The organism is Jatrophihabitans sp. (assembly GCF_036389215.1).
Lineage (GTDB): Bacteria > Actinomycetota > Actinomycetes > Mycobacteriales > Jatrophihabitantaceae > Jatrophihabitans_A.
The window spans coordinates 1-22,537 of the sequence record NZ_DASVQG010000158.1 but is presented as its reverse complement, the minus strand read 5'-3'; the positions used below and the strand labels follow the sequence as shown (position 1 = coordinate 22,537).

Genomic DNA, 22,537 nt, shown 5'->3' with positions numbered 1-22,537 from the left:
GAGCGGTACGTTTTGTACATGACCGTGATTCACGCCCAACCCCGGGTGCTGATGGCTGCCGACGAGCTGGCGGTGCGGTCGCTGGTGCAGCGCAACCGGGTGCTCAACTGCGTTCTGGACGCCCGCTTGCAGCGCGCCCCGGACCTCAACCCGCACCGGTTGGGCGGCTACCTGTGGGGCGTCGGCGAGGCGGGCGAGGCGTTGCGCGCGGCGGTCCTCGCGGGCGGCAACCTGATCCCGGTCGGTGAGGATCTCGGCGCCCTGGAGCTGATCGCCGGCCAGCTGGCCCGGACCGGGCGGGGCTGCTCCTCGATCGTCGGTGACGCCGAGTCGGTGGGTGTGATGTGGTCGGTGCTGTCCCGGCGCTGGGGTCCCGCGCGGGCGATCCGGGCCAGCCAGCCGCTGTTGTGCACCGAATCGCCGCCGGGGGTGGAGCCCGACAGCCGGGTCCGCCGGGTCCGCCCGGCCGAGTTGCCCCGGTTCCTGCCGGCAGCGGTGGCGATGTTCACCGAGGAACTCGGCATGTCGCCGACCGGCCACGACGCCGGCCGCGGCTACCGGGCCCGGGTGGCCGACCTGATCAGCTCCGGCCGGGCGTTCGCCCGCTTCGACACCCGCGGGGAGGTCGAGTTCAAAGCCGAGATCGCGGTGCTGGGCAATGCCACCGCTCAGATCCAAGGCGTCTGGGTACGCCCGGACCTGCGCGGCAAGGGGATCGGCACGGCGGCGATGGCGGCGGTCCTGAGGTTCGCCCTGCAACTGGCGCCGACGGTGAGCCTGTACGTCAACGACTACAACATCGCCGGCCGCCGGCTCTACGACCGGCTCGGGATGCGGCAGGTCGGCACCCTGCGCACGGTGCTGTTCTGAGCCGTGTCGGATCATGGGGGTAGTAATCCAGCATGGGTAGTAATCCAGCATGGGTAGTCATCCAGCATGGGTAGTTCCTCCGGCATGACCCTGGATGCGGTGATCTTCGACTGGGGCGGCACGCTCACCCCCTGGCACACCATCGATCCGTTCGAGTGCTGGCTGGCGGTGACCGCCGACGAGGTGCAGGCGCAGGCGTTGCACGTCGCCGAGAGCAGCGTCTGGGCCGCGGTCAAGGACGATCACCGCAGCGGCACCTTCGAGCAGATCCTGGAGCAGGCGGCGCTGACGCTGACCGAGCAGCAACGGCGCACGTACTACCAGTGGTGGGACGCCCACAGCTACACCGACCCGACGGTGCCCGAGCTGTTCACCGCCCTGCGGCAGCGCGGGCTCAAGGTGGGGGTGCTGTCCAACACGACCTGGCCCGCCACCGAGCACCGGCGGATCTTCGAGCGCGACGGCATCGACCACCTGATCGACGGCGCGGTGTACTCCTCCGAGATCGCCTGGGCCAAGCCGCATCCGGAGGCGTTCCGGGCGGCGCTGAACGCGGTGGGCGTCACGGACCCGGGCCGGGCGGTCTACGTCGGGGACCGGCTGTTCGAGGACGTCTTCGGCGCCAACCGGGTCGGCATGCACGCGGTGCTGGTGCCACACAGCGACATTCCGCCGGCGCAGGTCACCGGTATCGAGGGCACCCCGGACGCGGTGGTGCACGAGCTGCTCGACCTGGTGCCCCTGATCGACGGCTGGCTGGCCAGCGGCGTGCCGGTTCGCGAGCCCGATCCAAGAGGTTCGGTCTAGAGGCCGGGAAAGGGCGTCGTCGGGGCGTTCGGGCTGAGCAGCGAGCGCCATTCGGTGGCAGTGAGTGCCGCGGTGGTCAGCCCGGTCAGCGCCTGCCGGCGGAGGCTGGCCTGCTCAGCGGCGGTCGGCGCCGTTCCCCCGGAGGAAGCTGGGCCGACACTCGCCCCGGAGGAAGCCGTCGTCCCGGAGGAAGGGCCGGCACTCGTCCCGCCGACGGCCAGCACCGGCGCCACCAGCAGGTAGCGGTAGGCGCCGGCACAGTCCTCTTCCAGGTCCAGCGCCCAGCGCTGCGCGTCGGCGGGCCCGGTGATCGGTTGGGCCGCGGCATAGCTGGCCTCGGCCGGCACCGGGCTGACCCGGCGAGCGGCAAGTTGAGCCATCAGCTCATCCCGGGTACGCCGGTGGCCCGCTTCCAGCTGTCGGGCGCGCCGGACCTGGCCGGGGCTGCGCAGCGTCACCCCGATCACCGGATAGCCGAACACCGCGGCGTGCTGGGTCGCCAGCACCCGCTGCAGCGCCTGCACCACGGCGTCCTGGGGCGCCGTCATCCGAGCACTCGAGAGTGGCTGGTCAGGCAGGCTGCGATGCTGCCCAGCAGCGGCACAACCTCACCGGCATGGGCCTCGGTGGCCGGCCAGTCCAGGCAGGCCTGGCTCGTGGCAGCCGCAGCAGAGCGGCTCGCCGCCGCCAGCGCCGGAAGGGTGGTGACCGGGCTGCCGGTACCCGCTGCCGTCGTGCCCGGCGGCAGGCTGCTGCCCGGTGTCCGGCTGCCCGGCGGCACGCTGCTGCCCGGTGTCCGGCTGCCCGACACCGTCGAGCTGGTGCTCAGCCGCCACCCCGGATAGTGCTGCAGGACCGCGCGCAGTGCGTTGCCGTGCGCCGCCACGTCGGCCCGCAGGCCGGCCAGGCCGGGGTGCGCGGGCTGGTTTGCCAGGACCAGGTCATAGCCGTCCAGCAGGTGGCGCTGCCGGGCCAGGGCGGCGGTCAACGCCACGGGCGGCGGGGGCGGCGGCACGGCGACCTTGTGCTTGATCGGCCTGGTCAGCCCGAGCAGCGCGCCGCCGGCCAGCGCCGAGCCGAGCAGTGCCCGGCTGAGCAAAGTCCTGCGGGATATGTCGGCCATGGCGCGAGCAGTCTTTCAGATACCGGTAAGCTGGCACGACAGCCTTCCAAGCTGGCGCGCCGGACTTCGCGGGCATACTTGGCCACAACTGGACACCGACGGGAGCGCCTGAACATGACTGCGCAACGTCAACAGCTCATCGAGCTGATCCGCCCGGTCATCACCGCTGCGGGATATGACCTGGACGAGCTTTCGGTGACGGCCGCCGGCCGTCGGAGCCTGATCCGGGTCAGTGTCGATGGTGACCACGGCATCGACCTCGACGCCGTCGCGACCATCTCCCGGACGATCTCCGACGTGCTCGACGATGACAGTGGCACCGGTGCGAGCTTCGCCGGCCCGTACGTGCTGGAGGTCAGCTCACCCGGGGTCGACCGGCCGCTGACCCAGCCGAAGCACTGGCGCCGGGCCATCGGCCGGCTGGTCACCATCGGAGTCGAGGGCCGGCAACTGACCGGACGGGTCCTCTCCGTCGATGACTCCACGGTGGTGCTCGACATCGCCGGCACCGAACGCAGCCTGCCGATGGCGGGACTGGGCCCCGGCCGGGTCCAGGTGGAGTTCTCCCGGCCGGGGGAGGCCCCGTCCGATGCCGGCGAGGCCGACGGGGCGGACCCCAACGACAACGCCGACCTCGAGGACAGCGTGGACCTCGACGACAGCGCGGACGTCGACGACGGCATGAACCTCGACGACGATGACGACGGCGAGTTCGACGAGTTCGCCAATGAGGAACTGGAACATCAGCGGAACCACACAAAGGAGGCCTAAGCCATGGTCTCGGTAGACATCGCGGCACTGCGCAGTATCGAGCGAGAGAAGGAGATTTCCTTTGAGACCGTCATGCAGGCGCTGGAAACGGCGCTGCTGACGGCATACCGGCATACCAACCACCCGATGCCGCATGCCCGGGTCGAGATCGACTCCAAGTCCGGCGCGGTCACCGTCTGGGCGGCGGAGTACTCACCCGACGGCGAGCTGATCGAGGAGTTCGACGACACCCCCACCGACTTCGGCCGGATCGCGGCGATGACGGCCAAGCAGGTCATCATGCAGCGGTTGCGTGACGCCGAGCACGACAACACCTACGGCGAGTACTCCGGTCACGAAGGTGACATCGTCACCGGCATCATCCAGGCCGACGCGCAGGCCTCCCAGCGCGGCCTGGTCGTGGTGAACCTGGGCAAGGTCGAGGCCGTGCTGCCGCAGTCGGAGCAGGTGCCGGGTGAGGTCTATGACCATGGCAGCCGGATCAAGTGCTACGTGGTTTCGGTGACCCGTGGGATGCGCGGCCTGCAGATCACCCTCAGCCGGACGCACCCGAGCCTGGTCAAGAAGCTGTTCGCCCTGGAGGTGCCCGAGATCGCCGACGGCAGCGTCGAGATCATGGCGGTGGCCCGTGAGTCCGGCCACCGGACCAAGATCGCCGTGCGCAGCAAGGTCGAGGGGCTCAACGCCAAGGGTGCCTGCATCGGGCCGATGGGCCAGCGGGTTCGCAACGTGGTGGCCGAGCTGCACGGCGAGAAGATCGACATCATCGACTACGACGAGAATCCGGCAACCTTCGTCGGCAACGCGCTGTCGCCCGCCGTCGCCCGTGAGGTCCAGGTCATCGACCCGGTGGCCAAGGCGGCCCGGGTGGTGGTGCCCGACTACCAACTGTCGCTGGCGATCGGGCGCGAAGGCCAGAATGCCAGGCTGGCGGCCCGGTTGACCGGCTGGCGGATCGATATCCACTCCGACGCGGAGCAGTCCGAACCCTCCGGCCCGGGAGTGGAGGAGTGGGATGCCGAACCGTCCGTCGACATCCGGCCGGTGACGCGGGGATCCGCCCGACTGGTGGCCGAATCCGGCGCCGGTGGGGAGTAGAGTTGTCCCTGGCCGTCAGCTCGACGGTGGCCGGCTCGATGACGCACGCGTTCCGCGTACCTGCATCGGCTGCCGCCAGCGGGCACCGGCCACCGATCTGCTTCGCGTCGTAGCGGGGCCAGCAGTGTCCACCGAGGCCGGGAACTCGTCGAGTCCGCCGGGTTTGTCGGTCCGGGTGCTGCCGGATCCGCGACGCCGTGCCTCCGGACGGGGAGCCTGGCTTCACCCGGTTCCCGGATGCATGGAGCTCGCCGAGCGTCGTCGGGCGTTCGGACGGGCCTTGCGCAGCACCGCCCACCTGGACGTCTCGCCGGTTCGGACGTACGTCGAGTCGATTGCCGGGTCATAGACCGGTGGATCGAGTCGGAATTGCCCTCCGCCAGCTTCCGCTGACCGAGTACGCAGCGATTGTGAGAAGAAGAGCTATGAGCACCCGATGAAGCGCCAACCATGATTGCGTTTCCCACCTAAATCGGGACCGTGCGGGCTGACCGCCGGTCCTGCGACGAAGGAGTCCAGTGGCAGGCAAGGCCCGCGTACACGAGCTCGCGAAAGAACTCGGCGTACCCAGCAAGGAAGTTCTGGCAAAGCTCAGCGAACTCGGTGAGTTCGTCAAGAGCGCATCGTCCACGGTCGAGGCGCCGGTCGCCCGGCGGCTCCGTGAGGCGTTCCCGATCTCGACCCAATCCCAGCCCAAGAAGACCGCACCCGCGTCGGCACCCAGGCCCGTCTCCCGACCGGCAGCCGACGTCGCCCCGGTGACCTCGCCGCCCCCGGCCGCCTCGCAGGCTCCGGCTCCGGCGGCTGCCCCGACCCCGATCGCGGCAGCGGCCACCGCCGCACCCGCACCGGTGTCCGAGCCCGGCCTCGCCCGGCCCGCGGCGCCGTCGCCGGCCCCGCGTCCCGGTGCGCCGCGTCCCGGTGGCCCGAGGGTCGCCAACAACCCGTTCGGCGTCGGTGGCGGCCAGCCCGCCCCCCGGCCCGGAGCTCCGCGTCCCGGCGGTTCACCATCCGGGCAGTCCCAGATGCCACCCCGTCCGGCCGGTCCGCGTCCCGGCGGTTCGCCCGGCGCCGGCGGCCCCCGTCCCAACCCCGGCATGATGCCGCCCCGCCCGAACCCGGGCATGGTGCCTGGCCGCGGCGGGGGTCCCGGCGGCGCTGGCGGTCCCGGCCGTCCCGGCGCGCCCGGCCGTCCCGGCGGTCCCGGTGGTGCCGGTGCCGGCCGTCCCGGCGGTCCCGGCCGTCCCGGTGGCCCTCCCGGCGCCGGCGGCGGTTACCGCGGCGGTCCCGGTGGTGGCAGCGGCGGCGCCCCCGGTGGCGCACCCGGTGGCGGCGGTGGCGGTTTCGGCTCCCGTCCCGGTGGTGGCGGTCCCGGTGGCCGTGGTCGCGGTGCCGGCACGGCCGGCGCGTTCGGCCGGCAGGGTGGCCGTCCGACCCGTGGTCGCAAGAGCAAGAAGCAGCGCCGTCAAGAGTTCGACAACATGTCCGCTCCGTCGCTGGGCGGCGTGCAGGTTCCGCGCGGCAGCGGTGAGGTGCTGCGGCTTCCCCGCGGCGCGTCGCTGTCGGACTTCGCCGAGAAGATCAATGCCGAGCCGGCCGCGCTGGTGACGGTGATGTTCCACCTCGGCGAGATGGTCACCGCGACCCAGTCGGTGAATGAAGAGGTCCTGCAGTTGCTGGGGGCCGAGCTGAACTACAACGTCCAGGTCGTCAGCCCCGAGGACGAGGACCGCGAGCTGCTCGAGTCCTTCGACCTGACCTTCGGCTCTGACCAGGGCGGCGAGGGCGACCTCATCGCCCGCCCGCCGGTGGTGACCGTGATGGGTCACGTCGACCACGGTAAGACCCGGCTGCTCGATGCGATCCGCAAGTCCAACGTCATCGCAGGCGAGGCCGGTGGCATCACCCAGCACATCGGTGCCTACCAGGTCCATGTGGAGCACGACGCCCTCGAGCGGGCCATCACCTTCATCGACACCCCCGGTCACGAGGCGTTCACCGCCATGCGTGCCCGAGGTGCCTCCACCACCGACATCGTGGTGCTGGTGGTCGCGGCCGACGACGGGGTGATGCCTCAGACGATCGAGGCGCTCAACCACGCCCAGGCGGCGGACGTGCCGGTCGTGGTCGCGGTGAACAAGATCGACAAGGAAGGCGCCAACCCGCAGAAGGTGCGCCAGCAGCTCACCGAATACGGGCTGGTGGCCGAGGAGTACGGCGGTGACACGCTGTTCGTCGACGTGTCCGCGCGCAACAACGTCAACATCGACGGGCTGCTCGAGGGCATCCTGCTGACCGCGGACGCGGCCCTGGACCTGCGGGCCAACCCGAATCAGGACGCCCAGGGCATCGCCATCGAGGCACACCTGGACCGCGGCCGTGGTCCGGTGGCGACGGTGCTGGTCCAGCGCGGGACGCTGCACGTCGGCGACTCGATCGTCGCCGGCGACGCCTTCGGCCGGGTCCGGGCGATGCTCGACGACGACGGCAAGCCGGTGGAGATAGCCGGACCGGGTACTCCCGTGATGGTGCTGGGTCTGACGTCGGTTCCCGGCGCGGGTGACTCCTTCATCGTCGTGGAGGAGGACCGGATCGCGCGCCAGATCGCCGACCGGCGCTCGGCCCGCGAGCGCAACGCCCAGCTCGCCTCCAACCGGCGGCGGATCTCCCTGGACGACCTGGACAAGGCGCTGGCTGCCGGTGAGGTCCAGCAGCTGAACCTGATCATCAAGGGTGACGTGTCCGGTTCGGTGGAAGCCCTCGAGGATTCACTGCTGAAGATCGAGCTCAACGACGGCAACGACGAGGTCTCGCTGCGGGTGATCGGCCGCGGCGTCGGTGCCATCACCGAGAACGACATCAACCTCGCCATCGCCTCCGACGCGGTGGTGATCGGCTTCAACGTCCGGCCCGAGGGCAAGGCGCGCGAGGCTGCCGAACGTGAGGGCGTCGACGTCCGGTACTACACGGTCATCTACCAGGCGATCGACGAGATCGAGGCCGCGCTCAAGGGCATGCTCAAGCCCGAGTTCGTCGAGGCCCAGCTCGGGACGGCCGAGGTGCGCGAGGTCTTCCGGGTTCCGAAGATCGGCAATGTCGCCGGTTCGATCGTCCGGTCGGGCACCATCCGGCGCAACTCCAGGGCCCGGTTGGTCCGCGACGGCATCGTGGTCAACGAGCATCTCAACGTCGAGTCGCTGCGGCGGTTCAAGGACGATGCCACCGAGGTGCGTGAAGGTTTCGAGTGCGGTATCGGTCTCGGGTCGTTCAACGACATCAAGATCGGCGACATCATCGAGACCTTCGAGATGCGTGAGAAGCCACGCGGCTAGTACGTCAGCGAGGTCCCGAGAAGGTCATGCTCAGCCCGCCTGGCGGCGCTGGGCATGACCTTCGGCGGGCCGTGAGGTCAGCAAGGAGTTCCAGCCATGGCCGATTCACCACGCGCGCGCCGGATGGCCGGTCGTATCCGCCAGATCGTCGCGTCCTACATCGAGAGCCAGATCAAGGATCCGAGACTGGGGATGGTGACCGTCACCGACGTCAAGATCACCGGTGACCTGCACGACGCATCGGTGTATTACACGGTGCTCGGTGACGAGGCCGAACGGGCTGACTCGGCTGCCGCCCTCGAGGCCGCCAAGGGGCAGATCCGCAGCGAGGTGGGACGCCAGACCCAGGTCAAGTTCACTCCTACGGTGTCGTTCTTCCTCGACGAGCTGCCGCAGTCGGCCCAGCACATCGACGAGTTGCTCGCCGTCGCCCGGCAGGCCGATGCCCAGGTCGAGCAGGCCCGGGCACACGCGGTGCCGGCCGGTGATCCCGACCCGTACCGCAAGCCACGTGACGTCGACGACGAGTGAGCCGGCCGGTGGCGCTGCCGGCGGGGGCTTGGCGTTCCGGCTGGCCGGCCCGTCGGACTGGCCACTGATCTGGCCGTTCTGGCACCAGATCGTGGCCGCCGGCGACACCTACTGCTACGACCCGGCGATGGGCTACGACGCCGGCCGGCAGCTGTGGTTCGGCTCGCCGCCGGACGGCGTCTGGCTGGTGAGCGACGGCCGGCTGGTGAGCGGCGGCCGGGGCACCGAAGCTCCTGACGGCCAAGCCACCGAAGCCTCCGGCGACGGGCTGGATTCGGGTCCGGCCACCGTGCTGGGCAGCTACCGGCTGGGCCCCAACAAGGCCGGCCCCGGCTCGCACATCGGCAGCGCGTCCTACATGGTCAGCGAGTCCGCCCGCGGCCGGGGGATCGGCCGGGCGATGGTGCTGCACTGCCTGGACCAGGCCCGCGCGGCCGGTTTCCGGGGCCTGCAGTTCAACGCGGTGGCCGCCTCGAACGGATATGCGGTGAAGCTCTATCTCGATCTCGGGTTCTCGGTGATCGGCACGGTGCCGGGCGGTTTCCACCATCCGGAGCAGGGCTTCGTCGATCTGCTGATCATGTTCCACCCGCTGTGAGCCGGCGTTGAGCGTCGTCGAGGTTCCGGCCCGCCGGATCGTGGCGCTGGCGGCGTCGGCGTTCGTGGTGCTGGCCGCCGAGCCGCTGTTCGTGCTGGTGGACACTGCCGTCGTCGGGCACCTGGGCCGGGTGGAGCTCGCCGCCCTCGGCGCGGCCGGCACCGTAATGACGATGCTGGCGGTGCTCGGCAGCACGCTGGAGTACGGCACCACCGGACGGGCGGCCCGCTACTTCGGCGCCGGTCGCCGGCCGGCGGCGGTGAACGAGGGAGTCCAGGCGTCCTGGTTGGCCCTGGGCATCGGGCTGTTGGCGGTGCTGGTCGGTGAGCTGGTGGCCCGGCCGGTGGTGGAGGCGGTCACCGGTGGCCCCGGAACGGTCGCCGACGAGGCCACCCAGTGGCTGCGCATCGCCATCCTGGGGCTGCCCGGCATCCTGCTGGTGCTGGCCGGCAACGGCTGGCTGCGCGGGGTCCAGGACACCCGGACGCCGGTGCGGATCGTGGTGGTGGCCAACCTGCTCTCAGCGATCGCATCGCCGCTGCTGGTCTATCCGGCCGGGCTCGGGCTGACCGGCTCGGCGATCGCCAACGTGCTGGCGCAATGGGTCGGCGCGGCGCTGTGCCTGCGGGCGATCAGGGCCGAGCGGGTGCCGCTGGCTCCCGACTGGACCGTGATGCGGTCTCAGTTGGTGGTCAGCCGGGATCTGGTGATCCGGGCGCTGGCCTTCCAGGCGGCCTACCTGGTGGCCGCCGGCGTGGCCGGCCGGCTGGGCGCCGCTCAGCTTGCCGCGCACCAGATCGGCCTGCAGCTGTGGGAGTTCGTCGCGCTGCTGCTCGACTCGTTCGCGATCGCCGCCCAGGCGCTGGTCGGCGCCGCGCTGGGCGGCGGGGCGGTGGCGGCGGCCAAGAGCACCGCCTGGCGGGTCAGCCGCTACGGGCTGGTGGCCGGCGTGGTGTTCGGGGCGGTCATGGCCGGCGGCTGGTACCTGGTACCGGCACTGTTCACCTCCGATGCCGGGGTCCGCGAGCAGGCGCACGTGCTGTGGCCGTGGCTGGTCGTCATGATGCCGGTGGCTGGGGTCGTCTTCGCCCTGGACGGGGTGCTGCTCGGTGCCGGCGACAACGCCTTCATCCGGACGATCACCGTGGTGGCGGTGCTCGGCGGCTTCATCCCGCTGTGCCTGCTGGCGTTGCGGCTGGACTGGGGGCTGTCCGGGGTGTGGGCTGGCCTGGCAGCGTTCATCGGCATCCGGTTCGCCGGGATGGTGTGGCGGACCAGGTCCGGGCACTGGCTGGTGGTGGGCGAGCAACGCTGAGACCGCGAGATCGGTCGCAGCAACGAGGCAGGACGGAAGCACGGCAGCAGGGCAGCACGGCAGCACATCGGTACGGGAGGCACGGAGGTACGGGCAATGGCAGGTAGGCGGGGCGGCTCGAACCGGGCCACCTACATCTCCTGGGTCGTCGACAAGCCCGGCACAGCGGCGCAACCGGGCCGCCCTACTGCCTGGGACCGGCTGCGGGTCCGGTTAGACGACTTCTCCTTCCTGGACGCCTTCTTCGCGGGGTTGTGCGTGGCGGTCTTCGACTTCGTCGGCGTGCTGGTGATATCGGGCTGGCAGACCTCCACCTGCGGTGACCTCTGCGGGCTTCGCACCCAGCTGCATCTGATGCACGTGGCAGCCGTCCTGACCCTCACCGCGATAGCGCTGCCGCCCCTGATCCTCGCCTTCGCGCTGCGCCGGGGCCGGGTGGCCGCGGTGACCGTGCAGATCGTGCTCTGCCTGATCGTGCTGGTCAACGTCGTCGGCACCGAGCACCGGCTGATCCCCAGGATCAATGGGACGGCGCCGTGCTGGAACCCCGATTACAGCAATGCCGAGTGCCCGTGGGGGCCCAAGGACTGATCGGGGGAGATCCAAGCCGAATGGCGGACATCATGTTCGCCCGGTTCCGTCGTCAAGTGTGTATTAGGACTTTTCTGGCGAGCTGAGTCAGTGTCTACTCGCCCGCTGTATACAGCGGGGAATTCACCGGGATGACTATTGAATGGTCGAACACGCTCCTCTAGCCTCGAAGTTGCCTATCGAAGCGCCTGTCACGCTACGTGGCCGGCCGGAGGATTCTGGAGGTTCGGATGCAAGCAGACGATCAGGCCGATGCGAAAGTGAATCCAGAGATCGAGAAGTTGAACGCCGATATCGCCGAGCGGGTTCGCCAGCTCAATACCGCAGACCTTGTCGAGCTCCTGCAAGGTAGGGCGTCCTCGCTCATCCAAGCTGATGCAAACCACAACCAGAACCAGAACGAGTAAGCGCGGCAGCTGAAGGACCACTTCCGAACGGCCAGGACTACCAGGCCCACCCGATAGTGGCCGTAAGTCGATACTCTTGCCGGCCGTCTCGCAGGATCCTGTCGCAAGGAGTCGGTGATACCAGCATCTGCCACCCGCTATCTCAGGACGTCGAAATGACGGAATTACTGCTCGTGTTCCCGCCGCAATGGAGCCCTTTTCAGCCGGCACTGTCCCTTCCCTCACTTTCCGCATGGTTGAAACGCGCCGGTTTCGATGTTGCGTCCGTCGACCTGAATGTCCTGTTCTACGAATGGCTGCTTTCGGATGACTGCGCCCAGATACTCGCCGAAGAAGTGCGCCGGTCCGCGCTTTCGCACCAAGCCAGGCTCGGCTTGCTGGCCATATTCGAGAACGCGCCGTCCTTTCGTCAGGACCTGGCGCGACTGAGTGATCACGCGTACGACGACGACGAGAGCGCCGAGTCGTACATGGCCAGGAATTACCTGGCGATCCAGTCCCTGGAGAGTTACCTCGACGCGGTCTCCACCGTCGCGGACGGGTTCACGGTGTCGCCGTACGAGTTCAGGCTGACTAGTGGAAACCTGAAGGTGGGCGAGCTCAAGCGCAGCGTCAGCTCGCCTCCCCGAATCATCGGCGAGTTCATCGAACGCGCGGTCCGGCAACACATCCTGCCGGCCGAACCGGCCGTGGTGGGCTTGTCCTGCATCGGTCAGGAGCAGCTTTACTTCACCCTGCTGCTCGGAGCCCGCCTCAAGCAGGAGCTCGGCGTGCCGGTGATCATCGGCGGCACCATCTTCTCCCGCATTTTCGAGCGCGGCGCCCTGCTGCCGGAGTGGTTCGATCGATACTTCGACGTGATAGTGCGCAATGAGGGTGAGAAGCCTGCCGAGCGGTTGCTGGCAAACGTCAGAGCAGGCCGCCCGCTGACCGCCGATGTGCCGGGCATCGTCTACGCCCGCGACGGGCGCATCGAATCGTCCTCGCCGTGCCCGCCGTTGAACGTGGCGGAACTGCCGATTCCCGACTTCGACGATCTGCCGCTGGGCCGGTACATCTCGCCGGAGGTCACCCTTCCGCTGTTGTCGGCGCGGGGGTGTTACTGGGGGAAGTGTGAATTCTGCCATCACGGCATGGTGTACGGCGAGAAGTACGCTCCGTACAAGGCTCCAGACCTGCTCGACACCATCCGTACCTTGTCCGATCGCTACGGCGTGACGCACTTCGCCTTCAACGACGAGGCGCTGCCACCTACCACCGCCCGCGCCATCAGCCGGCTGTTCCCACCTCATGCTGAAACCGCGTGGACCTTCACCGGTCTCATAAAGTTCGAACCGTCCTACACCCGGGACGATTTCGAGGGCATGCATCGGGCCGGGTTCCGTTCGCTCTACGTCGGGTTGGAGTCGGCGTCGGAGCGCGTTCTGGACCTGATGCGTAAGCGGAGCAAGCGGGAGACGATAGTCGCCAACCTGACTGACGCCACCGAATCCGGCATCTGGATGCACTGCTTCCTCTTCTTCGGCTTTCCGGGCGAGCGGGAGGAGGATGCCCGGACCACCTACGATTTCATCCTCGAGAACCCCGGCATCGTCAGCTCGTTCGGCGCCGGGACCTTCTCTCTCGAACACAATGCACCGATCTTCAAGCACGTCGAGGACTTCGGGGTGGAGTTGCGCCCCACCGGCGACGATGACGTCGATGTCTACTACCGGTACGACGCCAGGACTGGCATCAGCGCGGGTCGGGCACTGGAGTGGCAGGGGGCGCTGTACGAGGCCACCAGACGTATCCCCAGCTACAGCTCGGCGCGATGGGTTCCACGCGAGCTGCTGCTCTGCATGCTCTCGCACCTGAGGCCGCGGGACCTGCAACGGGTAGGGCTCACCATGCGGGAGTGTGGCGGCTTCCCGGCCGCGACGCGGCTGCGTGAGATCACGAGCCGGGTGGCCGGGGGACAGGAGCCCGGCAGTTGTGTGGTGATCAACCGGATGAACGGCAGGGTCACCTTCCTGAAACCGACCGCAGCAGACCTGTTCGCTCTCCTGCTGGAACACGACGTCGACCTGAGATATCTGCAGACACAGGTCGCTCCGCTATTCGACAGCTTGGCGTTTCTCACCGACGGGAGCGGCGAGCCGGTCCTGGCAGCGGGCGAGTAGTGACGGAGCGGGTACGCTCGCGGCTCGATCATCGGCACGGGCGGATGTCGATGCGCGCGGGCCTCGCGTAGCAGGTGCGACAGGTGAAATGGGACGGCGTTGGCAAGAAAGGGTCCGACCGGGCCGGGCGGGCTGATCATCCTGGACAAGCCCGCGGGCATGACCTCCCACGACGTCGTGTCGAAGGTCCGCCGGATCGCAGGCACCCGCCGGGTCGGGCATGCCGGCACCCTGGACCCGATGGCCACCGGCGTGCTGGTGCTGGGCGTGGAGCGGTCCACCAAACTGATGAACCACCTGATCCTCACCGACAAGACCTACCGGGCCACCATCCGGCTGGGCGTGGCCACCAGCACCGACGACGCCGAGGGCACGGTGCTGTCCACCGCATCGGCGGCCGGCCTCGACCGGGTCGCCATCGAGACCGGGATCGATACCCTGACCGGTCAGATCCTGCAACGGCCGTCGTCGGTGTCGGCGATCAAGGTCGACGGCGAGCGGGCCTACGCGCTGGTCCGGGCCGGTCAGGCGGTGGACCTGGCAGCCCGGCCGGTGACCATCGAGCGGTTCGAGATCGTCTCCGAGCCGAGCGATGCCGGGGACTGCTGTGACGTCGAGGTCGAGGTGGACTGCTCGTCCGGCACCTACGTCAGGGCGCTGGCCCGCGACCTCGGTGAGCTGCTCGGGGTGGGCGGCCATCTCACCGCGCTGCGACGGACCAGGGTCGGGGTGTTCGGGCTGGAGCGGGCGGTGACGCTGGCCGAACTGGCCGAGCTGGCCGATCCGATCATGCTGCCGCTGCCGCAGGCGATAGCCACCACGATGCCGGTGCGGACGCTGTTGCCGGCCGAGGCCAGCGAGTTGACCTTCGGCCGGACGATCGAGCCGGCCGGGATCGAGGGCACCTACGGCGGGATCGCCGAGACCGGTGAGGCCGTGGCGTTGCTGCGCGAGTGGGACGGCCGTGCCCGGCCGGTGCTCGGTTTCACCCCGGCAAGTTGAGGCGCGCCCGCCCGGGCGGGCGGGGAGGCCGCGGGGCGACGGCTAAACTAGGTCCAAAGAGCCGCCCGCGGTTCGCGCTCGCGGCGCGTCCGAGCTGGCGTTCGCCGCAGGAACTTCATGTGATCCCTTAGGAGACGTAGGTACTCATGGCCACCACGAATGACCTGAAGAACGGCTTGGTGCTCAACATCGACGGCCAGCTGTGGACCGTGGTGGAGTTCCAGCACGTCAAGCCCGGCAAGGGCGGTGCCTTCGTCCGGACCACGCTGAAGAACGTGCTGTCGGGCAAGGTGGTCGACCGGACCTTCAACGCCGGCACCAAGGTCGAGACCGCGACGGTGGACAAGCGCGCGATGACCTACCTGTACAAGGAAGGCGAGGACTTCGTCTTCATGGACGGCGACACCTACGACCAGATCCACGTGCCCGGCACGGTCGTCGGTGACGGCGCCAACTACCTGCTCGACAACTCCGAAGCGGTGGTCGCGGTGCACGAGGGCGTTCCGCTCTACATCGAGCTGCCCACCTCGGTCGAGCTGCTGATCACCTACACCGAGCCCGGGTTGCAGGGTGATCGGGCGACCGGCGGGACGAAGCCCGCGACGGTGGAGACCGGCGCCGAGGTGCAGGTGCCGCTGTTCGTCACCACCGGCGAGAAGATCAAGATCGACACCAGGGACGGCCGTTACCTCGGCCGCATCAACGGCTGACCGAGTGAGCATCGCAGGCGCGTCAGCGCCGAGGAGCGGAGCGAGGGGCGGGGCATAGTGGCCGCTCGCAGCAAGGCCCGTAAACGGGCGGTAGACCTGCTCTATGAAGCCGACCTGCGCGGCGCGGACCCGGTGACCACGCTGGCCGAGCGGATCGCGCTGGCCGACCCGCCGATCAACGATTACACGATCGAGCTGGTCGAAGGGGTCAGCGCGCACCGGGCCGCGATCGACCAGTTGCTCACCGACTACTCCGAGGGCTGGACCCTGGATCGCATGCCGGGAGTGGACCGGGCGGTGCTGCGGATCGGGCTGTATGAGCTGCTGTGGGCCGCCGATGTGCCGGATGCGGTCGCCATCGACGAGGCGGTGGAATTGGCCAAGCTGCTGTCCACCGACGAATCACCGAAGTTCGTCAACGGGATCCTGGGCAGGGTCCTGCGTGATCAGCTGCCAGCTGGCGGCGCAGCCGCCACCTGAGATCGTACAGGTTCGGGTAGCGGCAGAGCCGCTAGTCGAGGCCGTGCCCGATCGAGCCGGGCGCGAGCACACCCCAGCCGAGCAGCTTCTCGGTCAGCCGCTCCAGCGAGGTGTCGAACATCAGGGCCAGCGCCCGCAGATCCTCGCCGCGGATCGAGAGCACCTTGTTGCCGTAGTCCCCGCGCTGGCGCTGGATCGAGTGCGCGTACCGAACCAGGGGTGCGGCGTCCTCGGCGGGCACGTGCTGCAGCTTCTGCAGGTCGAGCACGACCTTGCCGCCACTGTCGGCTCGGCTGCTCGGCGCGCCTTCTTCGGTGGGCAGCAGTTCGGAGATGGGCACGCCGTAGAACTCGGCGAGTTCGGCCAGCCGGGCCACCGACACGGCACGGTCGCCGCGCTCGTAGGACCCCACCACGACCGCTTTCCACTTGCCGTTGGACTTGCGTTCGACGCCGTGCAAGGACAGCCGCTGCTGGGACCGGACCGCCCTCAGCCTGGAACCGAGTGCGCGAGCATATTCACGGTCGCCCGGGGCGAGTCCGGCCGCGTCGGAACCGGCACCTTCGGCACCCGGGGCTGCAGCAACATCGTCACCGATGGTCGGAGTGTTGTACTCAGTCACGTCCCCGTCCTTAACAGAGTGGCCACGCGTCGTAATCATTTTCAGTTTGGCATTGGTACCCAATGTCTGGTAACGCTGGCTTCACAGGGTAACACTTCCACAAACTGTAACCAGGCAACCCGACACTAGCGTCCTGGTCGTGGTTGTCATCCTTCCCTCTGCTACCGTCAGTGTCGATTCGACGTCCTTTAACGACTCGTCCCGTGAGGCGAGGAAGGGGGTCTTCGCAGCGTGCCTGCGCAGCCAAACCCAGCAATGCCGTCCCCGGCAACTTCTGCCGCCGGACCCCCCACCTTCACCGCACCGGCAGCGCCGAGGCGCCCGGTAACCCCGCGGTCAGCCGGCGCCAAGACCGTCCTGCAGGCCGATGACATCGCCCGGGTGCTGGATCGGATAGCCCACCAGATCCTGGAGAAGACGCAGGGCGGCACCGGTGTGGTGCTGCTCGGCATCCTGACTCGTGGCCAGCCACTGGCACACCGGCTGGCAGACCGGATCGCCAGCTTCGCCGGCGTCCGGGTGGGCTTGGGCAGCCTCGACATCACCCTGTACCGCGACGACTTGCGCACTCAGGCCAGCAGGCCGCTGGGACGCACGGTCGAGCCCGAGGGCGGGGTGGACGGCAAGTTGGTGATCCTGGTCGACGACGTGCTGTTCTCCGGCCGGACGGTCCGGGCCGCGCTGGATGCGCTGACCGACCTGGGACGGCCGCGAGTGGTGCAGCTGGCGGTGCTGGTCGATCGCGGCCACCGCGAGCTGCCGATCCGGGCCGACTACGTGGGCAAGAACCTGCCGACCTCGGCCGAGGAACAGGTCCGGGTCAGCCTCGCCGAGACCGACGGCGTGGACGAGGTGAGCATCGTATGAGCGAGCATCGAGCGCAGCGAGGAGCGGAGCGAATGTCAGGGATGAGCGCTCGCGCGAAGACCGCGGAGGACCGATGACCCGGCACCTGCTCTCGGCCGCCGATCTCGACGCGGCCGGCGCGCGGGAGATCCTCGACTCGGCCGAGCAGATGGACGCCATCCAGAACCGGCTGGTCAAGAAGCTGCCGGCGCTGCGCGGGCGCACCGTCGTGAACCTGTTCTTCGAGGACTCGACCCGGACCAGGTCGTCCTTCGAGATCGCCGGAAAGTGGCTGTCGGCGGACGTCATCAACGTCAGCGCGAAGGGCTCCAGCGTCAGCAAGGGCGAGAGCCTGCGCGACACCGCGCTGACGGTCGCCGCGCTCGGGGTGGACGCCCTGGTCATCAGGCATCCCAGCTCGGGCGCGGTGCAACGGATCACCGAGTGGGTCGACTGCCACGTCATCAACGCCGGCGACGGCACCCACGAGCACCCGACCCAGGCCCTGCTGGACGCGTTCTCGCTGCGCCGCCGGCTCGGTGAGCTGGCGGGCCGGCACATCGTCATCGTCGGCGACCTGGCCCACAGCCGGGTGGCCCGGTCCAACGTCCTGCTGCTGAGCACCCTGGGCGCCCAGGTCACCCTGGTCGCCCCACCCACCCTGATGCCGGCCGGCGTGCACGCCTGGAACTGCACCACCAGCTGGGACCTCGACGCGACGCTGGCCGGCAAGGTGGCCGGCGACGTCGACGCGGTGATGATGCTGCGGGTCCAGCGCGAGCGGATGGGCGGTGGCTCGTCCAGCGGACGGGCGGCCAACGTCGGCTATTTCCCCACCGAGCGGGAGTACGCGATCGGCTACGGGCTGAGCCCGGCCCGGTTGGAACTGCTGCCCGAGCACGCGCCGGTGCTGCACCCCGGGCCGATGAACCGCGGCCTGGAGATCTCCTCCGTTGCCGCCGACAGCGGCCGGTCGCTGGTGCTGGACCAGGTCCGGGCCGGGGTGGCCGTCCGGATGGCGGTGCTCTACCACCTGCTGGCCGGTGCCGACGAGGTGGAAGGTGCCTTGCGGGCGGAACCGGCCGGAGGTGCCTCATGACCAGCCCGGGGCAGCCGGTGCTGCTGCGCGGTGTCCGGCCACTGAACGGTCCGCACACCGATGTGCTGCTGGCCGACGGGGTGATCGTCGAGGTCGGGCCGAAGCTCAGCCCGCCGGACGGCGGGGAGCTGATCGAGGCTGACGGCGCGGTGCTGCTGCCCGGCCTGGTCGACCTGCACACCCACCTGCGCGAGCCCGGCCGCGAGGACACCGAGACGATCGCCACCGGTTCGGCGGCGGCCGCCCTGGGCGGGTTCACCGCGGTGCACGCGATGGCCAACACCGATCCGGTGGCCGACAACGCCGAGATGGTCGAGCAGGTTGCCAGGCTGGGCGAGCTGGCCGGCCTGGTCGACGTCCGGCCGGTCGGCGCCGTCTCGCGCGGGCTGGCCGGCGAGCAACTCGCCGAGATCGCCAACATGGCCCGCTCGGCCGCCGCGGTCAGGGTGTTCAGCGACGACGGGCACTGCGTCAGCGACGCCCGGCTGATGCGCCGGGCGCTGGAGTACCTCAAGCCGTTCGACGCGGTGCTGGCCCAGCACGCCCAGGATCCCCGGCTGGCCGACGCCAGCTGCTGCGCGCACGAGGGGGAGCTGTCCGGCCGGCTGGGCCTGCCGGGCTGGCCCTCCGTCGCCGAGGAGAGCATCGTCGCCCGCGACGTGATGCTGGCCCGGCACACCGGCTCGCGACTGCATGTCTGCCACGTCTCCAGCGGCGGCACCGTCGAGGTGCTGCGGTGGGCCAAGGGGCGTGGCATCGCGGTGACCGCCGAGGTGACCCCGCACCACCTGCTGCTGACGTGTGACCTGCTGAGCAGCTATGACCCGGTGTTCAAGGTCAACCCGCCGCTGCGCCCGGCCGAGGACGTCGAGGCGCTACGGGAGGGACTGGCCGACGGGACGATCGACGCGGTCGCCACCGACCACGCCCCGCACGCCCCGCACGACAAGGACCACGCCTTCGGCGACGCCGCGTTCGGCATGCTCGGGCTGCAGACCGCCCTCGGTGTGCTGATCGAGACGATGGTCGTCCCGGGCCGGCTGGACTGGGCCGGGCTCGCCGACCGGATGAGCGTCCGGCCGGCGCTGATCGGCCGGCTGGCCGGTCATGGCCGCCCGATCGCGGCGGGGGAGCCGGCGAACCTCACCCTGATCGACCCGGCCGCGAGCTGGCTGGTGGAGCCGGCTGCGCTTGCCTCGCTGTCGCGCAACACCCCGTTCGCCGGCCGTCGGCTGCCGGGCCGGGTGCTGGCGACCTTTCTGCGCGGGCGGGCCACCGTGCGCGACGGCCGGTTGGCGGCCGGGCGGCAGCTCCACCCGCAGCCGGTGGGCGCGTGACCCGCCGGGAGTCGGTGGCCGGGCTCACCGGAAGCCGGGCGCCGGTACTGCGGCAGGGCAGCACGGCGAGCAGCAACTGGACACCGGCATCAGAGCTGATGACAAGACCGGTTGTCCGGCATGGACAGCGCGATCGAGTAGCGGGGAAGAGAGCAAGACACCTATGACTGACAAGGCAATTCTGGTCCTGGAGGACGGCCGGGTCTTTCCCGGCGAGTCCTACGGCGCGGTGGGGGAGACCTTCGGCGAGGCGGTGTTCAACACCGGCATGACCGGCTATCAGGAGACCTTGACCGACCCTTCCTACCACCGCCAGGTGGTGGTCCAGACCGCCCCGCACATCGGCAACACCGGGGTGAACGACGAGGACCAGGAGTCCCGGCGGATCTGGGTGTCGGGCTACGTCGTGCGCGACCCGGCCCGGCGGGTGTCGAGCTGGCGCGCCACCGGGTCCCTGGACGAGGAGCTGCGGGACCAGGGAGTGGTGGGGATCTCGGGCATCGACACCAGGGCGCTCACCCGGCACCTGCGCGAGCGGGGTGCCATGCGGTGCGCGATCTCCTCCACCGATCTGGATCCGGGGTCGCTGCGGCAGCGGGTGCTGAACTCACCGAGCATGGCCGGTGCGGATCTGGCCGGCGAGGTCAGTACCGAGCAGGCCTACACCGTCGAGGCGATCGGAACCCACCGTTTCAGCATCGCGGCGCTGGACTACGGCATCAAGTCGATGACCCCGCACCGGCTGGCCGAGCGTGGCATCACCAGCCACGTGCTGCCCGCCGCCTCCACCCTGCGGCAGGTGCTCGACACCGGCGCCGACGCGGTGTTCCTGTCCAACGGACCGGGTGATCCGGCCGCCGCCGACGGCCCGGTCGCGCTGCTGCGCGAACTGCTGGGCACCGGCACCCCGGTCTTCGGGATCTGCTTCGGCAACCAGCTGCTGGGCAGGGCCTTCGGCTTCGGGACGTACAAGCTGCGCTACGGCCACCGCGGCATCAACCAGCCCGTTCAGGACCGGACGACCGGCAAGGTGGAGATCACCGCCCACAATCATGGCTTCGCCATTGAATGGCCAGCCGCCCCGTCCTTCGAGCCGGTCGACACCGACTTCGGTGCTGTGGAGGTCAGCCACATCAGCCTCAACGACAACGTGGTGGAGGGACTGCGAGCCCGGGACGTCCCGGCGTTCTCGGTGCAGTACCACCCTGAAGCCGCGGCCGGTCCGCATGATGCGGCCTACCTGTTCGACCGGTTCACCGAACTCCTGGAAGGGCGACAGCGAGTGAGCACCGGCGAGTTGAAGCGCGGATTGAGCGCGGAGCCGACAGATGCATGGGAAGGCGCCTGATGCCCAAGCGCACCGACATCCAACACATCCTGGTGATCGGCTCGGGTCCGATCGTGATCGGTCAGGCCTGCGAGTTCGACTACTCCGGAACCCAGGCCTGCCGGGTGCTGCGCAGCGAGGGATTCCGGGTCAGCCTGGTGAACTCCAACCCGGCCACGATCATGACCGACCCCGAGTTCGCCGACGCCACCTACATCGAGCCGCTGACACCGGAGTACGTGGAGAAGGTGATCGCCACCGAGGCGGCCCTGGGCCACCCGGTCGACGCCCTGCTGGCCACCCTGGGCGGGCAGACCGCGCTGAACCTCGCCGTGGCGCTGCACAATCGCGGCGTCCTGGAACGGCACGGCGTGGAGCTGATCGGCGCTGACATCGACGCCATCCAGCGCGGTGAGGACCGCCAGAAGTTCAAGGACATCGTCCGGACGGTCGGTGCCGAGGTGCCGCTGTCAGCGGTCTGCCACACCCTGGACGAGGCGGTGGCCTTCGCCGAGACGGTCGGCAACCGGGTCGTCATCCGGCCGTCCTTCACGATGGGCGGCCTCGGCTCGGGAATGGCGCACTCGGCGGCGGAGGTGCGGACCCAGGTCTCGCGGGGCCTGGCTGCCTCCCCGGTGCACGAGGTGCTGGTCGAGGAGAGCGTGTTCGGCTGGAAGGAGTTCGAGCTGGAGCTGATGCGCGACCGGCGCGACAACGTGGTGGTGGTCTGCTCGATCGAGAACATCGACCCGATGGGCGTGCACACCGGCGACTCGATGACCGTGGCGCCGGCGATGACCCTGACCGACCGGGAGTACCAGCGGATGCGCGACGTCGGCATCGCGGTGCTGCGCGAGGTCGGGGTCGACACCGGCGGCTGCAACATCCAGTTCGCGATCGACCCGATCTCCGGCCGGATGATCGTCATCGAGATGAACCCGAGGGTCTCGCGGTCCTCCGCGCTGGCCTCCAAGGCCACCGGCTTCCCGATCGCCAAGATCGCGGCGAAGCTGGCGGTCGGCTACACCCTCGACGAGGTCAGCAACGACATCACCAGGGCCACTCCGGCCTGCTTCGAGCCGACCCTGGACTACGTCGTCGTCAAGGTTCCGCGGTTCGCGTTCGAGAAGTTCCCCGGTGCCGACCCGGTGCTGACCACGCACATGAAGTCCGTCGGTGAGGCAATGTCCATCGGGCGTAACTTCACCGAGGCGTTCGGCAAGGCGTTGCGCTCGATGGAGACCAGGGCGGCCGGCTTCTGGACCACCGGTGACCTCGACGCCGGCCTCGGACTGGCGTCGATCCAGGAGCTGCTCGGCATCGCCTCGGTTCCGACCGACGGGCGGATCTATGCCATCGAGCGCGCTCTGCGGGCCGGGGCGGGCGTCACCGAGGTCGCCGAGGCCACCGGCATCGACCCGTGGTTCATCGACCAGTTCGCGCTGATCCTGGAGGTCGGCCAGGAGCTGGTCGAGGCCCCGGACATCACCGCCGACCTGCTGCGCAGGG

23 protein-coding genes are annotated in these 22,537 nt (G+C 69.5%); 19 read left to right on the top strand and 4 right to left on the bottom strand.

Annotated elements, in window-relative coordinates; translation table 11 throughout:
• Positions 1 to 18: 18 nt before the first annotated feature.
• Positions 19 to 870: a GNAT family N-acetyltransferase gene (locus tag VF542_RS08075; RefSeq protein WP_408651185.1), complete on the top strand. Its 852-nt coding sequence runs from the start codon at positions 19 to 21 to the stop codon at positions 868 to 870.
• 66 nt (positions 871 to 936) lie between these two features.
• Positions 937 to 1,677: an HAD family hydrolase gene (locus tag VF542_RS08070; protein ID WP_408651184.1), complete on the top strand. Its 741-nt coding sequence runs from the start codon at positions 937 to 939 to the stop codon at positions 1,675 to 1,677.
• On the opposite strand, the gene VF542_RS08065 is transcribed toward VF542_RS08070, so the two are convergent.
• Together VF542_RS08065 and VF542_RS08060 are read right to left on the bottom strand one after the other, a co-directional pair.
• Positions 1,674 to 2,225, bottom strand: a complete 552-nt coding sequence (locus tag VF542_RS08065; RefSeq protein WP_408651183.1) for a DUF4439 domain-containing protein — start codon at positions 2,223 to 2,225, stop codon at positions 1,674 to 1,676. The two genes, VF542_RS08070 and VF542_RS08065, sit on opposite strands and share 4 nt — an antisense overlap.
• Entirely contained in the window at positions 2,222 to 2,800 is a 579-nt protein-coding gene (locus VF542_RS08060; protein WP_408651182.1) for a hypothetical protein, read from the bottom strand. Before VF542_RS08060 ends, VF542_RS08065 begins: the two co-directional genes overlap by 4 nt.
• Before the next feature lie 114 nt (positions 2,801 to 2,914).
• Between VF542_RS08060 and rimP the strand changes: the two genes are divergently transcribed.
• The 8 genes from rimP to VF542_RS08020 all read left to right on the top strand — a co-directional run bounded on the left by rimP (position 2,915) and on the right by VF542_RS08020 (position 11,036).
• Positions 2,915 to 3,571: a ribosome maturation factor RimP gene (gene rimP, locus VF542_RS08055; RefSeq protein WP_408651181.1), complete on the top strand. Its 657-nt coding sequence runs from the start codon at positions 2,915 to 2,917 to the stop codon at positions 3,569 to 3,571.
• A gap of 3 nt (positions 3,572 to 3,574) precedes the next feature.
• Complete coding sequence (gene nusA, locus VF542_RS08050; protein ID WP_408651180.1) at positions 3,575 to 4,669, top strand: transcription termination factor NusA; 1,095 nt, start codon at positions 3,575 to 3,577, stop codon at positions 4,667 to 4,669.
• 64 nt (positions 4,670 to 4,733) lie between these two features.
• Complete coding sequence (locus VF542_RS08045) at positions 4,734 to 5,018, top strand: YlxR family protein (protein WP_408651191.1); 285 nt, start codon at positions 4,734 to 4,736, stop codon at positions 5,016 to 5,018.
• A 169-nt stretch (positions 5,019 to 5,187) separates the two neighbouring features.
• Positions 5,188 to 8,001, top strand: a complete 2,814-nt coding sequence (gene infB, locus VF542_RS08040) for a translation initiation factor IF-2 (protein ID WP_408651179.1) — start codon at positions 5,188 to 5,190, stop codon at positions 7,999 to 8,001.
• A 96-nt stretch (positions 8,002 to 8,097) separates the two neighbouring features.
• The gene (rbfA, locus tag VF542_RS08035; RefSeq protein ID WP_408651178.1) at positions 8,098 to 8,532 is read left to right on the top strand and encodes a 30S ribosome-binding factor RbfA; all 435 of its coding nucleotides are present in this window, start codon (positions 8,098 to 8,100) and stop codon (positions 8,530 to 8,532) included.
• A complete protein-coding gene (locus VF542_RS08030) occupies positions 8,513 to 9,130 on the top strand; it encodes a GNAT family N-acetyltransferase (RefSeq protein WP_408651177.1) in 618 nt (205 codons plus the stop codon). The genes rbfA and VF542_RS08030 overlap by 20 nt, the downstream gene beginning before the upstream one ends.
• 7 nt (positions 9,131 to 9,137) lie before the next feature.
• The gene (locus tag VF542_RS08025; RefSeq protein ID WP_408651176.1) at positions 9,138 to 10,445 is read left to right on the top strand and encodes an MATE family efflux transporter; all 1,308 of its coding nucleotides are present in this window, start codon (positions 9,138 to 9,140) and stop codon (positions 10,443 to 10,445) included.
• 96 nt (positions 10,446 to 10,541) lie between these two features.
• The gene (locus tag VF542_RS08020) at positions 10,542 to 11,036 is read left to right on the top strand and encodes a hypothetical protein (protein WP_408651175.1); all 495 of its coding nucleotides are present in this window, start codon (positions 10,542 to 10,544) and stop codon (positions 11,034 to 11,036) included.
• A gap of 191 nt (positions 11,037 to 11,227) precedes the next feature.
• Here VF542_RS08020 and VF542_RS08015 read toward each other — a convergent pair whose 3' ends face one another.
• Positions 11,228 to 11,383 carry a hypothetical protein gene (locus tag VF542_RS08015; protein ID WP_408651174.1) on the bottom strand — a complete coding sequence of 52 codons (156 nt, stop codon included), beginning with the start codon at positions 11,381 to 11,383 and terminating at the stop codon, positions 11,228 to 11,230.
• Positions 11,384 to 11,598: 215 nt separating this feature from the next.
• Here VF542_RS08015 and VF542_RS08010 point away from each other — a divergent pair, with 215 nt between their 5' ends.
• From VF542_RS08010 to nusB, 4 genes are all read left to right on the top strand, one after another.
• On the top strand, positions 11,599 to 13,605 hold the full coding sequence (locus VF542_RS08010) for a B12-binding domain-containing radical SAM protein (RefSeq protein ID WP_408651173.1): 2,007 nt from the start codon (positions 11,599 to 11,601) through the stop codon (positions 13,603 to 13,605).
• Positions 13,606 to 13,704: 99 nt separating this feature from the next.
• Entirely contained in the window at positions 13,705 to 14,607 is a 903-nt protein-coding gene (gene truB / locus VF542_RS08005) for a tRNA pseudouridine(55) synthase TruB (RefSeq protein ID WP_408651172.1), read from the top strand.
• Positions 14,608 to 14,753: 146 nt separating this feature from the next.
• Complete coding sequence (gene efp / locus VF542_RS08000) at positions 14,754 to 15,317, top strand: elongation factor P (RefSeq protein WP_408651171.1); 564 nt, start codon at positions 14,754 to 14,756, stop codon at positions 15,315 to 15,317.
• Between the two features lie 57 nt (positions 15,318 to 15,374).
• A complete protein-coding gene (gene nusB / locus VF542_RS07995; protein WP_408651170.1) occupies positions 15,375 to 15,797 on the top strand; it encodes a transcription antitermination factor NusB in 423 nt (140 codons plus the stop codon).
• Positions 15,798 to 15,828: 31 nt separating this feature from the next.
• Here nusB and VF542_RS07990 read toward each other — a convergent pair whose 3' ends face one another.
• Positions 15,829 to 16,419, bottom strand: coding sequence for a transcriptional regulator (locus VF542_RS07990; RefSeq protein WP_408651169.1), 591 nt, complete (start codon positions 16,417 to 16,419; stop codon positions 15,829 to 15,831).
• 255 nt (positions 16,420 to 16,674) lie between these two features.
• On the opposite strand from VF542_RS07990, the gene pyrR reads away from it, so the two are divergent.
• The 5 genes from pyrR to carB all read left to right on the top strand — a co-directional run.
• Positions 16,675 to 17,286 carry a bifunctional pyr operon transcriptional regulator/uracil phosphoribosyltransferase PyrR gene (gene pyrR / locus VF542_RS07985; protein ID WP_408651168.1) on the top strand — a complete coding sequence of 204 codons (612 nt, stop codon included), beginning with the start codon at positions 16,675 to 16,677 and terminating at the stop codon, positions 17,284 to 17,286.
• A gap of 73 nt (positions 17,287 to 17,359) precedes the next feature.
• Positions 17,360 to 18,364 (top strand): aspartate carbamoyltransferase catalytic subunit, encoded by a 1,005-nt coding sequence (locus VF542_RS07980; RefSeq protein WP_408651167.1) that lies wholly within the window; start codon positions 17,360 to 17,362, stop codon positions 18,362 to 18,364.
• Positions 18,361 to 19,701, top strand: a complete 1,341-nt coding sequence (locus VF542_RS07975) for a dihydroorotase (RefSeq protein WP_408651166.1) — start codon at positions 18,361 to 18,363, stop codon at positions 19,699 to 19,701. The genes VF542_RS07980 and VF542_RS07975 overlap by 4 nt, the downstream gene beginning before the upstream one ends.
• A gap of 163 nt (positions 19,702 to 19,864) precedes the next feature.
• Positions 19,865 to 21,049: a glutamine-hydrolyzing carbamoyl-phosphate synthase small subunit gene (gene carA, locus VF542_RS07970; RefSeq protein WP_408651165.1), complete on the top strand. Its 1,185-nt coding sequence runs from the start codon at positions 19,865 to 19,867 to the stop codon at positions 21,047 to 21,049.
• Positions 21,049 to 22,537 (top strand): carbamoyl-phosphate synthase large subunit (gene carB / locus VF542_RS07965; protein WP_408651164.1); only part of this gene is annotated, 1,489 nt, incomplete at its 3' end. The genes carA and carB, both read left to right, overlap by 1 nt.

Bases quoted from the DNA above. Each gene is read 5' to 3' on its own strand.
- VF542_RS08075 (WP_408651185.1), top strand. From the start codon at position 19: ATGACCGTGATTCACGCCCAACCCCGGGTGCTGATGGCTGCCGACGAG.
- carA (WP_408651165.1), top strand. From the start codon at position 19,865: ATGACTGACAAGGCAATTCTGGTCCTGGAGGACGGCCGGGTCTTTCCC.
- VF542_RS08070 (WP_408651184.1), top strand. From the start codon at position 937: ATGGGTAGTTCCTCCGGCATGACCCTGGATGCGGTGATCTTCGACTGG.
- rbfA (WP_408651178.1), top strand. From the start codon at position 8,098: ATGGCCGATTCACCACGCGCGCGCCGGATGGCCGGTCGTATCCGCCAG.
- VF542_RS08020 (WP_408651175.1), top strand. From the start codon at position 10,542: ATGGCAGGTAGGCGGGGCGGCTCGAACCGGGCCACCTACATCTCCTGG.
- efp (WP_408651171.1), top strand. From the start codon at position 14,754: ATGGCCACCACGAATGACCTGAAGAACGGCTTGGTGCTCAACATCGAC.
- rimP (WP_408651181.1), top strand. From the start codon at position 2,915: ATGACTGCGCAACGTCAACAGCTCATCGAGCTGATCCGCCCGGTCATC.
- nusA (WP_408651180.1), top strand. From the start codon at position 3,575: ATGGTCTCGGTAGACATCGCGGCACTGCGCAGTATCGAGCGAGAGAAG.
- VF542_RS07975 (WP_408651166.1), top strand. From the start codon at position 18,361: ATGACCAGCCCGGGGCAGCCGGTGCTGCTGCGCGGTGTCCGGCCACTG.
- VF542_RS08010 (WP_408651173.1), top strand. From the start codon at position 11,599: ATGACGGAATTACTGCTCGTGTTCCCGCCGCAATGGAGCCCTTTTCAG.
- pyrR (WP_408651168.1), top strand. From the start codon at position 16,675: ATGCCGTCCCCGGCAACTTCTGCCGCCGGACCCCCCACCTTCACCGCA.
- VF542_RS08065 (WP_408651183.1), bottom strand. From the start codon at position 2,225: ATGACGGCGCCCCAGGACGCCGTGGTGCAGGCGCTGCAGCGGGTGCTG.
- VF542_RS08060 (WP_408651182.1), bottom strand. From the start codon at position 2,800: ATGGCCGACATATCCCGCAGGACTTTGCTCAGCCGGGCACTGCTCGGC.
- VF542_RS07980 (WP_408651167.1), top strand. From the start codon at position 17,360: ATGACCCGGCACCTGCTCTCGGCCGCCGATCTCGACGCGGCCGGCGCG.